Annotated in this window: 9 protein-coding genes; 3 read left to right on the top strand and 6 right to left on the bottom strand. The window is 54.4% G+C overall.

Features of this window, described 5'->3' with window-relative positions:
* Positions 1–56 precede the first annotated feature (56 nt).
* From NK662_RS08045 to NK662_RS08035, 3 genes are read left to right on the top strand one after another with little or no spacing between them, the layout of a single operon-like run.
* Entirely contained in the window at positions 57–689 is a 633-nt protein-coding gene (locus NK662_RS08045; protein WP_254758403.1) for a type IV pilus modification PilV family protein, read from the top strand.
* Positions 673–1,269 carry a PulJ/GspJ family protein gene (locus tag NK662_RS08040; RefSeq protein WP_254758402.1) on the top strand — a complete coding sequence of 199 codons (597 nt, stop codon included), beginning with the start codon at positions 673–675 and terminating at the stop codon, positions 1,267–1,269. Before NK662_RS08045 ends, NK662_RS08040 begins: the two co-directional genes overlap by 17 nt.
* Positions 1,270–1,280: 11 nt before the next feature.
* The gene (locus NK662_RS08035) at positions 1,281–3,146 is read left to right on the top strand and encodes a type IV pilus modification PilV family protein (RefSeq protein WP_254758401.1); all 1,866 of its coding nucleotides are present in this window, start codon (positions 1,281–1,283) and stop codon (positions 3,144–3,146) included.
* 16 nt (positions 3,147–3,162) lie between these two features.
* On the opposite strand, the gene NK662_RS08030 is transcribed toward NK662_RS08035, so the two are convergent.
* The 6 genes from NK662_RS08030 to NK662_RS08005 all read right to left on the bottom strand — a co-directional run bounded on the left by NK662_RS08030 (position 3,163) and on the right by NK662_RS08005 (position 12,995).
* Entirely contained in the window at positions 3,163–7,188 is a 4,026-nt protein-coding gene (locus NK662_RS08030) for an Ig-like domain-containing protein (RefSeq protein ID WP_254758400.1), read from the bottom strand.
* Positions 7,189–7,198: 10 nt separating this feature from the next.
* Complete coding sequence (locus NK662_RS08025) at positions 7,199–8,053, bottom strand: ankyrin repeat domain-containing protein (RefSeq protein WP_254758399.1); 855 nt, start codon at positions 8,051–8,053, stop codon at positions 7,199–7,201.
* Between the two features lie 184 nt (positions 8,054–8,237).
* Positions 8,238–9,977 (bottom strand): methyl-accepting chemotaxis protein, encoded by a 1,740-nt coding sequence (locus NK662_RS08020; protein WP_254758398.1) that lies wholly within the window; start codon positions 9,975–9,977, stop codon positions 8,238–8,240.
* A gap of 152 nt (positions 9,978–10,129) precedes the next feature.
* Positions 10,130–10,840, bottom strand: a complete 711-nt coding sequence (locus NK662_RS08015; RefSeq protein ID WP_254758397.1) for a LutC/YkgG family protein — start codon at positions 10,838–10,840, stop codon at positions 10,130–10,132.
* Positions 10,840–12,264, bottom strand: coding sequence for a LutB/LldF family L-lactate oxidation iron-sulfur protein (locus NK662_RS08010; protein ID WP_254758396.1), 1,425 nt, complete (start codon positions 12,262–12,264; stop codon positions 10,840–10,842). The genes NK662_RS08015 and NK662_RS08010 overlap by 1 nt, the downstream gene beginning before the upstream one ends.
* Positions 12,265–12,278: 14 nt before the next feature.
* The gene (locus NK662_RS08005) at positions 12,279–12,995 is read right to left on the bottom strand and encodes a (Fe-S)-binding protein (protein WP_254758395.1); all 717 of its coding nucleotides are present in this window, start codon (positions 12,993–12,995) and stop codon (positions 12,279–12,281) included.
* Positions 12,996–13,045: the final 50 nt, after the last annotated feature.

The raw sequence follows: 13,045 nt of genomic DNA, 5'->3' as shown, positions 1-13,045 counted from the left end.
ATACTCTTATTGGATCATTATATTATATTAATAGAATTTTAGAAAGGAGGGCAGCTATGAAAAACAGCAAAGAAAGCGGGATGACTTTGGTGGAAGTTTTGGCATCCGTTACCATTCTGGCGGTTCTTGCACTCGGTATGCTTTCCATTTTTCCAAAGGCGCTGTCCTTCACCAAGGCAAGCCAATTGAAGACAGTTGCCATCAATTTGGCCCGCGGCGCGCTTCAGTATATGAACAAGCAGGATTATGACCTCCTGACAGGCTACCGCGACGCAGCCGGAGGACGGCCGGCAGTATTGAGCGGCGCAGAAAGCTGCACCGCGCAGCAGACCGTGCTGCTGGATGGAAAAAGCGTGACATCTCCGTTGTTCCCGAATGCAGACAGCTGTACGAAGCTGCTGGAGCCGACGATTAACAATACCATGTATAAAAACAAACAGGTGCTGCTGTTCTTCATGCCCCTGGATTGGACAGCCACCGCTTCGCAGCAGGTGCTGCAATCCATACGAAGCATACATTCCAAAACAGACACGGGAGAGCTGGCAAAGCAGCTCGCTTCCATGGAGCATGCGCCGGTCCAGTCCGCCCAACCGACATTGGAGGTTCTTGCCTATGTAGACCTGAACCTCGATGACAAGCAGCCCGGCGTCCTGCTGAAGGGAGGTGTCGCTCATGAGTCGCTTCGCTGATATCCGGCGGAATGAACGCGGGGTTACTTTGGTTGAGGTGCTGGCCGCACTTGTTCTCACTGTTGTCATCAGCGGTATTCTGTACAGTGTATTTGCTGCGGGCCTGCGGACATATAACAAGATTCAGACAGAGGGGCAGCTTCGTGATGAAGCGGATTATATGGTCGCCCGCCTTATGGGGGAGCTGTACTCTGCCGATTATGACGATGTGCAGTATGACCCGGCATCGCAGGCTCTTTCCTTTTACAGCCGGCGCCAAAGGAGCTTCCGCAAGGATGACGTCTCGTACACCTATACGGATACAAACACTCCTGCGGCCAAGCTGTATATAAAGGATGGGAAAATGATTCTCGAAAAGCAGGGAAACAAAGGTCCGGAGGTGCTGTCCTTTCAAAGCGACAGCGGGGCTTCCCTGCTGTCCGGATCTTCGCTGCAGATGGCCTGCACCAGAAAGCAAACCATTTTTACAGACAATGGCGCTTCCTCATCCGTCTGCAAAAACGGAATAGTGCGCCTGACTCTCGTATTTCAAAACAGCGGGACAAAGCCGCTGGCCATTAAAAGCGAGATTGGATTTTAGGAGTGATAATGATGAGGAACGAAAGAGGGTCCACCCTGATTCTTGTTCTGCTGATCAGCACCGTATTCCTCGTGCTCGGCCTGGCGATTTTCTCAGCCGTCATCGGCGGCACGAAGCGGACGGAAAGCCGCCGGACAGAAGCAGCGGCGGCACAAAGCTCAGTGGAAGACATGAATGCGGTCACAGCTGATTTTCAAGCCGGCATTGACAGCATTGCCAAGTCAGGCAGCCTGCAGGATATGCTGAAGACGTCCTCCTATGAGGGGAAGCTGCAGGCGCTGCTGCAGGATTTGCAAAGCCGCTATACAAGCAGCGGCCAAACAACAGGAAAAACCTTGCAGATTCATGATAAAACAGGCACGCTTCTTGAGGATGACAGCGACTATAAAAGCCGCTACTTTACCCGCTATTATGAGTTTGTGCTTGTATATGTGAGCAATCCGGATGCCGCTCATCCGACCATTACAAAAACAGTGAGACGAAACATGTACATTTCTCCGACGCCAAGCTTCTTGCAGTATACAGTCGGCTCTGAGCATACACTGCAGCTGAACGGGGCGTCTTCCATTACCGGGAACGTATACGGCGATGACATCTCTGTCGCCAACGCAGCCAGATATGTGGATACGGCCGCTTTGAACGGGGCAGACAGCGCGCCTTATAAAACGGTGAATACACTGTATCCGCAGGTCAGGGGGGATATCATCGTCAACAGCCAGCTGTCTGTCTATAAGGACAGCATTTCCAAGCAGGGCATTGCCGTCAATACGTTCACCAAGCATCAGCTGGCCTTTCAATCGCCGTCCGCTTTTTTGGCTTCCTTCTATACTCCGGACAAACAGGAGGAGGAGCTGCCAAATATTTATAAAGCCTATAATCGCTTTGTGCCGGTCGAGCTGGCGGCAACCTTTGCCGACAAGCTGAACGAGCTGGAGCTGGACGGGCGGCACCTGCAGCTGACAAAGGCGGATATCTCTTCCCGCAGCACCGTCGTCAACAGCATGTTCTCCCTGCTGGGGGGACCTGTTACGGAGGCAGGTGTGGCAGGCTTTAACGCAGCCGGGCATTCTCTGTATCTCATTGAGAAGGATCAGAACCCGGCAGACGTACAGCTCGATTTTTCCGCGCCGCAATACGCCGGGAAGAATGTTGTTCTATTGACCGATGTGGCAGGCAACGCAACAGCACGGCCGACCTTTATCCTGAACCGGGATTTGAAGCTGGCAAGCCACCAATGGCTTGTGGTGGACGGCAATTTGGAAATTTACAATGACCATCTGCCCTTGGCTGTCTCCGGCAACATCCTCGTAATGGGGGATATCCTGATCCATGGGGATGCCTTTGATTTTGGACATGAGCAGGACAAAATGCAGTTTGATTCCACCATCTATACAACGGGAAAGGCATCTATTTTCAGCACTGATATTACAGGCCTTGACGGGAAGCAGCTTGTCCTGCTTTCACAAGGGGATTTACTGTTGACGCGCATCAACGAGTTTGATGCCGCCGACAATTCCATTACACCCATGGATGCCTATTTGTATACAGACGGACGGGCGGAGCTGTACGGCGTTGCCTCTCTGCTGTCCATTCACGGAGGCTTGTTCGCCAAGCAGGAGCTCGTCATGAATGCCATCCGGCAAAATGCGGTGCAGAAGCCGGCTGCCTCTTTCTCCGCCAACACACCGTATGTGCCGCTCACTCTCGCGTCACGCGAGGTGCAGCAGACACAATCCTCACGGCTCCAGGTCACCTATGACCGCTCGGTTGTGCTGGACCAGCTCGATGCCCTGCCGCGTGTGAATACCCTGCAGGTCATCATCGATGATTCTGTGGTTGAAAATGGCGACACAACGAAAAAGGACGATGCTCCGTGAGCATCGTCCTTTTGTGTTACCAGCGGAACAACGGGGTGTCCCGGACAGCCGGGTTGGTTGTGCCGGTACCCGGTTCGACCACCTGGATGGTAATCGTCGCCTTCTTATTTCCGTCTGCGGCAGTGGCGGTAATGGTCGCATAGCCCTTGGCTGCCGCGGTCATGACGCCTGTGGACGTGTTGACGGCAACAAAGCGGGTATCACTGCTTTGCGACCATATGACCTTTTTATTCGTGGCATTTGCCGGTGTGAAAACCAACAGCTTCGACAAATCCACCTGGCTTCCCTTCTCAACTGTCATCGTGCCCGGCGAGAAATAGAAGCCATCGAGCGGTACATAGCGCGGCTTCACGAGCACCTTGATGATGCCCTGTACACCGCTGCCGTCCTGCGCCGTCACCCGCACCTGCACATAGCTGCCGTTTGTGCTTTTCAAAGCCGCGATGGTGCCGCCGCTGCTGTTGCCCGATGCCGATACGTACGCGCCGGCATCAGAGGTCCAAAGCAAAGGCGCCCCTGCGGTATCCTCCGGCAGGACGACAACTGCGGACCGGCCGTACACATAGGATTCCCCTTCAGTGAGGTCGAGCGCCGGCGGATTCAGTGCAATGCTTCTCACCATATTCTTGACTGTCACCTTCACCTGCTTTTGCACCGGCTGGCCGGATGCATCATACCCAATCAAGGTGACGATGACCGTGCCCGCACGCAGCCCTGTCACAGTTCCGCTGTCGCGGTTAAAGGAAATGGTCTCCAGCTTGTCCACGGTCCACTCCAGTGTATCCCGCGCTTCCGGCGGGTTGACTGTAATACCAAGCGATGCCGTATCGCCGACATTCAAGGTCACCTCGGAAAGAGCAGAGATGCTCAGCACCGGAATGCGGACAAGCACAGTTGTGGTGTCCTCCTTCACATTGCCAAAAATGTCGGTCACCTTCACCTTCACCGTTGCTTTTCCTTGCTTCAGCGGTGTCACGACACCATCTCCGTCAACTGAGATCACGCCGTTCTTGCTTTCATCGCTCCATGCAATGGACTGGATAATGCCCTCATCCATAGCGGTTGCCGGCTTGAACCCAAGCAGAATCTTCTGCGGTGTGCTCGCGGTATTCAGCGACATGACATCCTGCGCGTCAACCCCGGCAAGCGGATTCTTCGCCGTCAGAGAGATATCCTCGAATTTCACCTTATTGGTTGTGCTGTCCGTGTATTGCAGCTGTGATTGGCCGAAGGTGTACTGGCCCTTCTGAAGCGGTATCACCTGCAGCTCGAACTTGATGTCCGGAAGCGGATAGCCGCTTGCTCCTTTTTGGATCGCGCCAAAGTCCCCTGTCACCTTATAGCCGGACGCGAGGTCTCCGCTCTTGGAAAGAACATTGCTCCAGGCAGCCGGAATCTGCACATCCATCTGCGGCGGGAACACCTCTTCAAATTTCGTGCTTGTGATTGGCGTGAAGCTGTCCTCTGCAAGGCCGAGGTACGTAACCTTCACGTTGCTTGTACCCGGCACGGCATCAAAGCGCAGCTTGGCAAAGGATGACGGAGCCACAGGGGTTTGCGCCGTATTGATGGAACTGACAACGGGAACTGTCATTTCCACGGAGCCCTTGGCGTTTACATAGCTTTGCAGGCTTTTTATATACACGTCCATGCCGCTTGCCCAGTTCATGGCCGGAACATCCGCGCCGGAAACAGGCTGCGGATAGCCCGTTTGGATATCCTGGTCCGGAGAATTGCCAAATTGCAGGAAGCCTACATTCGGCGCGGCAAACGAACTATAGCCCACAGTCGTAGTTTTCAGCTGCTTCAGCAAATCCGCTGTGGCCTGCGAAAGCACAAGCGGGCGCAGCGACTGAATGGCCAGCGGCTTTACATCGTAACGGACAGTCACAGGCGTGTTCACTGCCACAATATCCTTGGCGGAAAGCGTACGCGTGGCAACGAGATTTGTCGCCGGCTTCTGCACATTCAGAACGATGGTCTGCACCGTCTTGGCGCCGGCCGCGTCGCTTGCCTCAATGCGGACGGTCAGCGGGCCGCTTGCCGTCATATTGTGGCTGAGCAGCTGATTGATGGTTTCGCCGCTTGTGACACCGGTGTTTGTGTATACAAGCTGATTGTTAAAATACACGCTGGTCTGCAGATTGCGGTCCTTTGCATCCAAGTCTTCCACTTTAAAAGATACGTTCACCTTTTGCGTCGTCGATATTGTGTCGTTATTCTGCGGCGCGTACACCGTGATGAGAGGCGCATGGTTTGCCCCGACAAAGGCGGTGAACATCGTATTGACGAAGAGCTGCTGCTCCTGCGCCGTGAAAGTCGTGTTCGTGTGGCCCGCTCCGGTGTACGTTACATTTTTCCGCGAGTAAATATAGTAATGATTGTAGCTGTCGTTGCTGTCAAGGCTTGCTCCGCCCTCCAGGTTATACCAAGGCGTGACAGCCGGATCGTTCAAGTCAAGCGCAAAGTATTGCGAGTGTGTCGTCGCAACAGATACATTGCTGCCGAGCGTATACGGATACAAGGTAATGAGCCCCTTGTTGATCCGCTTCGTGTTCGTGACAGGCACCCTGGCGAACCGGCCGATGTTCGTCTCCAGGAAATACATGCCGGGCCGCTTTTGCTTATCACCGGCAGCCGCGGTGCTGTAGTCGCCCATGACCGGCAGCGGGTACGTCTGTCCGGCGTATTCCCCGAGCATCGTGAACCAAACATTCGTATCCTGCGCGTACGGCGCCTTGTTCGGCTGATACGGTCTGTACAGCGTATCGTGCGTCAAAAAGACGCTTTGCCCGGTCTGCACGAACCGGCGCACAGCCGCAATGGCATCGGGATTGACAAGCTTCCCTGCCGTGAGGGCGCCGTATTCATCCTGAAAGCCGAACATGACCATATTGTAAGCGCCGGTACTTAAGTCCTTATAGCAGGCCTTCCCTGCCGTGATGCAGCCATTGAAGGTGTCCATATCTGTCACGTCAATGGAGATATTGTAATCATCATTGCGGATGGTATTTCCGCCGTTTGTGATGATGGTATTCAAGGTCTTCAACAGGCTGCCGGTATAGTTTTTATCTGATGTTACCTGCAGCACGCGTATATTCACGGGCTGATCCTTAAAACGGAACACGCCGGTTTCATAATCCTTCTGGTCCTTATTATTGGACAGCTCCAGCTTCCATGTCACGGTGCTGGAAAAGCCCCGGGGCATCTGGTAGGACATGCTGTACACGCCGCTGTCCGGCTTCAGCGTGCTCAATGGGTAAGAAGCAATCCGCTCCGCCGGCTCGAAGGCGCCGTTAAAGTTTGTATCCATGTACAGGTTGGCAGTGGTGGACAAGGCATTCCCCGAAGCAAGCGAGAAGGCAAAGGACAAATAGTCTCCCGGCTTATAATAGTCCGTGTGGTTATCCTCATAGCTGACAGGCTTGCTTTTCATGATAAGACGGGGGCGCTGCAGCGACAGCGCCGGAAAGGCCGATGCGCTCTTAATGAAGACGACATTCGGATTCGGCGTTGTCTTATACGCGCTGAAGAAGCGCTTCGCCACACTCTTCCGGTCCGGCGTCAGCAGATTATTGTCCGCCTGCTGCAGCACCGCCTCATTCACAATCACCGGCAGCCCCTTCTCAATATAATACTTGCGGATTTGATCCGCCTTCAGAGGTGTCAGGTCGTTCATCTTTGTCTGTGTTTTATTTTCCGCCACCCGGTTGAGGCTTGTGTTAATTTTGTTCGGGTCGCTGGAATACGGGTTTGGGTCCAGCGTCGGCACGGCGGTCGCATACTGCCCCGCGGCAAAGTAAATGGCGTCGTAGCGGCCGTCCAGCTCTTCCCGCGACGCGTTGAACAGCTTGATGGGCATAACTGTAATTTCATATTTTGTGCTGTCGAGCACGCCGGACAGCGTGGACGCAGCCCCTGTATCGTTAATTTCCAGAATACGGAGCTTCGGCACTGTCTCTGCCCCTGCCATGCCGCCTGGCGGCATCAAGAGAGAGAAGAGCAAAAGCAATGCCGCGATGATTCCTGTATATTTCCTCATGTTCTCACCCTCATTTCGTTTGTAGCAGCTGCAGCAGAGCTGCATTGCCGCGTGCTTTTGCCAAATCCGCAGGTGTTTCCCCATCCTTCGCGGAAATATCCTGTTTGGCGCCATGCGCAAGCAGATCAGCCACAATCGGCTTCAGTTCATATGAAACCGCATAGTAAAGAGCGGTACAGCCGCGGCGGTCCTGCACATTTACATCGCTCCCTGCCTGGATCAGCAGCTGCACCAGCTCCAGATTGCCGCCACGGACAGCAATCATCAGCGGAGTTGTCCCATCTGCGTCCCGGCTGTCAATTCGCTTGGACTTGGGCAGCAGCAGTTTGACTGCGCCTGTCTGGTTCTGATAGACAGCCTCATGCAGCGGCGTCCAGCCCGTTTTGGTTGCCATGTTGGCATCTGCCCCGTGCTGCAGCAGCCACTCCACTGCTTTTGTACGGTCCGGCACGCTCGAGGTCGGCGTCATGGCGCGCATGAGCGGCGTCCAGCCTTCCTTTGTCTTCACATTGACATTCGCCTTCTTCTGCAGCATATAATCAGCCAGTGCTGTGTCGCCATTCGCTGCGGCCGCATGAAGAATGGTGGTTCCTTCCGCATCCGCAGCCTTGGCATCTGCCCCGTTTGACACCAGGTTCTTCACGATGGCTGTCTGGCCCACTTTCGCCGCCAACAGCTGCGGCGGTGTTTTCTCCAGCACCGGCAGCTCTGCCACATCCTCTTTACCGGCAATGGATGCAGCCTTCTTCGCATCGCCTGCGTAAATCGCCTTGTACAAGTCCTGTGCCTGCTGCTTTCTGGCTGCCTCGGTACTGCAGCCTGATAAGCAAAGCAGCATACATATTCCAACGATGGCCAAGCGCAAGATATAACACCCCTTTATATAAATAAATTATTATCCATAAATAAAAATAATCTTATTCTATTATAAAAAAGTTCCTCTCTCTTGTCGCTCCTTTTAGACACAATATTTCAATTAGCAAATAAAGGAATGATAAGAGCCGCCCCCGCAACGAAAAAGGAGCCCCTGCACGGGCGCTCCTGATCCTTTAGCCAATTTTGAACTTTTCTACATCGCCCTGCAGCTTTTCCGCCAAGCTCCGCAAGTGCTGAGCAGACTCGACGATGTCCTCCACAGAGGCCAGCTGTTCTTCTGAAGCAGCCGCAATTCCCTGGATGACCTCAGCTGTGTGCTCAGAGATGGAAGCCACCTCTTGTGCGGAAGCAGCCACTTCCTCGCTGCCGGCTGCCAATTGGCCGGAGGTGCTGGATACCTCTTGTATTTGCTCGGCCACATCAGTGACCGCCTGCAGAATCTCTGCAAAGATCGTTCCAATTCGCTCGACCTCTCCAATGCCCTGCTGTACTTCGCCTGTCATAACCTGCATGGCCTTGGAGGAATCGCCGGACTCCTGTTGAATGAGGGCGACCAATTCAGCAATCTCCCGGGCAGCCGCAGCTGTACCCTCCGCCAGCTTGCGCACCTCGTCCGCCACTACCGCGAAGCCGCGGCCGCTTTCCCCGGCGCGCGCCGCCTCAATGCTGGCATTCAAGGCAAGCATATTGGTTTGGGACGCAATATCAGTGATTGTTTTTACAATTCCGCCGATGCTCGTGGAGCGGCTGCGCATTTGCTCCACTGCCGCAGAAGAGCCCTGCACGCTTTCGTTAATATGCTCCATTTGCGACACCACCTGGCGCACATACTGGTTGCCGGCATTTGTTTGTCTCGATGCCTGCTCGGATGCTGCGCCGACCGCCGCTGTCCGGTCTGTAATAGCAGCGACGCCGGTGGCCATTTCGGCAACTGCCGTTGTGGTTTCCTGCATCTGCGCCAGCTGTGTTTCGGTGGACACCGAGATTTGCTGGATACGACGCGTCACTTCATTTGTTGTAACACGGTTTTGCTCTGCCGAAGACGCCAGGCCTTCTGCGCTGTTCAACAGTGTATAGGACACTTCTGAAAGCTGCTGCACAAGTGTGCGGAAAGCGGAAAGCATGGCATTAAAGGAATGTGTCAATGCCCCAATTTCATCCCCGGCAGCATAGGTTCCTTCCACCGTTAAATCTCCCTGCTCCGCCTTATGCATCAGCGTCTGCAAGCCTGACAGCGGCTTGACAATCATGCGGACGACCAGCAGTCCGACCAACAGGCTGACCAATGCAGCCGCAACAGCGCCTATTATCATGTAGGTGGAAGCCGATCCGGCCTGCTCCACATTCTGCTTGCTCAGCTCTTCCGCCTTCTTTGTATTGTAATCAGCCAGCGCCTGAACAAGTGTCGCCACGGAATTGTAATACGGTGTTACGTAGCCCTCCATGTGGTTCACGGCAGCATCCTTGCGCCCTTCCAGCGTCATCTGCACAGCCTGTGCGCGCGATTCGCGGTAGCGCTTTAATGCCTCAGGAAGAAGCGCCACCCGGTTCTGCTCGAACTCGTCCAGCTTCGTTGCCTGATACTGGGCAAGCAGCTTATCATTTTCCTTCACCAGCTTGTCCATATGCTGAATCAGCTCCTGCTGGCGGCTTTCGCTGTTCAGCATCACCAGTTCATTTGTTTCTCCCTTCACGACCGTGATGTTCGTCAGCAATTGATTCAGCCATTCCACCGGCCGGGTGCGGTCCTGATACATTTCCACAGAGTTGGCTTTCATCTCGTTCATGAACAGCAGCCCCGTACCGCCCGTGATGACTGTTGATACAATCCCGACCGCAACAATGAATAGAATTTTTGCCCGTACACTCATCCGCCGAAATATTCCAAGCTGCAAACCGCGTACTCCCTTCATCTATTTCATCCTCCATGAATATAAAATTTTATATACGAATTATATCATTATAGGAATATAAAACATATTTAAAAAATTATCCAACTCCTTGGGGAAAGCCGCATCATGCCACATAAAAAGGACTCTGCCGCAGCAGAGTCCTTCAAATAAAATTATACGACAAAATAGTATGCCTTCAACGGGCCGTGCACGCCGACAACGAGATTCATTTCGATGTCAGCGGAGTTGCTTGGGCCGGAGATGAAGTTGATGCAGGTAGCCGGCGTTTCGCCGTTCTCCACCTTCTGATTCAGCGCGTGCACCGCTTGTGTGATGCGCGGCACCAGTGTCTCGCGCGGAATGATGACCATATAGATGTTGGGCAGAAAATGCAGGGCGCGCCCCTGTCCTTCGCGTGCCTGCACGACAATCGTGCCGGATTCCGCCAGCGTGTAGTCGCTGAACACAAGGCCGATGTTGGAGCGCTCCGCAATCGCGAAGTAGTCCGTGCCTGCTTGTGTGGCCCATGTGTTGACCTCCACGTTCTCAGCCGGCCATTCCTGGTCCAAGAGCGCGCGCAGGCCATACTGCGCAAAACGCTCATCCTGCGACGCCAGAACAGGGCCGCCGCCATTCTCCGCCACCACCTGCTTGATGGCAGAAGCGAGCTGCTCCTTGGATGTTTCAATCACCGTCGTATGGATATTGTTGCACTGCTTTTTGAATACCTCCAGCAGCTCTTCCGCTGAAGCATCGCGCAGCACATCCCAGTTCACTGTATGCTTCCACTGCGGACGCGCCACACCGGATGTGCGGCGCTCGCGGCCGAGGCGGCCTGCCAGGTTATTTAAAAAGGATTCCCGATTTTGAATTACACCCGTCATCAGTTTTTGCCCTCCTTCTCGTGTTCCTTGAACCAGTCGCGGAAGCGCTCCTTGCTTGGCGCCGGGAACTCGCGGATTTCCGTCCAGTTCTTCAGCGGGCCGACACCCTTGGAAATCTTGTCGCCAGATGTGAATGGCGTCAGCGCAGCCGGGGCGACCTTTGTGCCGATTTTGTACAGTGCTGAAGAAGCGGCACCCATACCAAACATCTTCATCGCCAGCTTTTCCGCCAGCGGCGCGCGCCCTTCGCGTTCCACGATAACCTGGCGGTGCTTCAAGAGCAGCTCATGCAGCGGAATTTTCACCGGGCAGGCATCTGTACAAGCTGCGCACAGGCTGGAGGCATACGGCAGTTCCTTGTAATCGTCGTAGCCGCCAAGCAGCGGTGTCAATACCGCCCCGATCGGGCCCGGATAGATGGAGCCGTAGGAATGGCCGCCGATGTGGCGGTAGACCGGGCAGACGTTGATGCAGGCCGCACAACGGATGCATTGCAGTACCTGGCTGAACTCGGAGCCGAGAATTTCGGAGCGTCCGTTGTCCACGACCACGAGGTGAAATTCCTCCGGTCCGTCCAGTTCGGCTTCCTGCTTCGGCCCCACCACGGTCACGTAGCTCGTCAGCTTCTGGCCGACCGCACTGCGGCACAGCAAACCGACCAGCACATCCAGCTCCTCCATTGTCGGCACGAGGCGCTCCATGCCCATTACCGCGATTTGCGTTTTGGGAATCGCAGTTACAAGGTCCGCGTTTCCTTCGTTCGTCACGAGACAGATGGAGCCGGTATTCGCTACCGCGAAGTTGCAGCCGGTTACCCCGATTTCTGCTTCCATGAACTTTTCGCGGAGAATTTTACGGACGAACTTCGTCATCTCATATGGGTCTTCCGTCATTTCATAGCCAAGCTTCTCATGGAATACTTCGCGGATTTGCCCCTTTGTCATATGCAGCGCCGGCGCGACGATGTGGGAAGGCGGCTCATGGTCATCCACTTGCAGGATGTATTCGCCAAGGTCACTTTCCACAACCTCACAGCCGATGCTCTCAAGCGCCGCATTCATGCTGATCTCCTCCGTCACCATGGACTTGGATTTCACAACCTTCTTCGCCTGCTTGCGCTCTGCAATTTCCTTAATATATTGCGCCGCCTCTTCCTTCGTCTTGGCAAAGAACACGTGGCCGCCGCGCTTTGATACGCTTTCACTCAATTGCATTAAGTAGTAGTCCAGATTTTCCAATGTATGCTGGCGGATCTGCTCGCCAAGCTCGCGCCATTTCTCCCACTCGCCCAGCTCTTCGGCAGCCGCCAGACGGCGTGTATGCAGACGCTCCTGCGCCGCAGAAACAGCGCCGCGCATCGTATTGTCCTGGATGCCTTCCCCAATCCGGTCATTAAACTTTTTATCGCTTATTTTCATCGCCATGTTCGTTTCCCCCTTCAGCGGCTATTCAGCACTTCAGCAATGTGCATCACTTTTACAGGCTTGCCCAGACGCTCCATCCGGCCGCCGATGTTCAGCAGGCAGCCGCAGTCTGCGCCAATGAGATAATCCGCTCCTGTAGCCATGGCACTCTCCACCTTCTCGTCGACCATCTGCTCAGAAATCGGCGTCATTTTCACTGAGAACGTTCCCCCGAAGCCGCAGCAGTTTTGCGCGTTTGGCAGCGTCTCCATTTCGAGTCCTTTCACATTGGACAGCAGAATGAACGGTGCTTCCTTCACGCCAAGCAAGCGTGTCATGTGGCAGGAAGTGTGGTACGTCGCTTTTCCGTTCAAGCGCGCGCCCACATCGGTAATTCCCAGCACATCCACGATAAACTGCGTCAGCTCATATGTCTTATCAGCAAGCTGCCGGGCCTTCTGCTCCCATTCCGGGTCGCCCTTGAACAAATGCGGATACTCCTGGAACATTGTCGCGCAGGAGCCGGATGGTGTGACAACGATTCCGGAACGCTCAAACGCGCGGATCATATTCTTCGCCGCTTCCTTCGATTCTTCTACATAGCCGCTGTTGTAGGCCGGCTGGCCGCAGCATACCTGGGATGCCGGAAAATCCACCTCACAGCCGAGGCGCTCCAGCAGCTCCACTGTCGCTTTGCCGACATTCGGCTGGAACATATCCACTAAGCAAGTAATAAACAAACTAACCTTCATCCTGTTCTCCCCCTCAACTTAACCGGTCATCTATTAATCCGGTCATCTGA

The organism is Ectobacillus ponti (assembly GCF_024294785.1).
Taxonomy (GTDB): Bacteria; Bacillota; Bacilli; order Bacillales; family Bacillaceae_G; genus Ectobacillus; species Ectobacillus ponti.
Note: the sequence above shows the minus strand (reverse complement) of the source record. Positions and strands in the feature narration are given on the sequence as shown.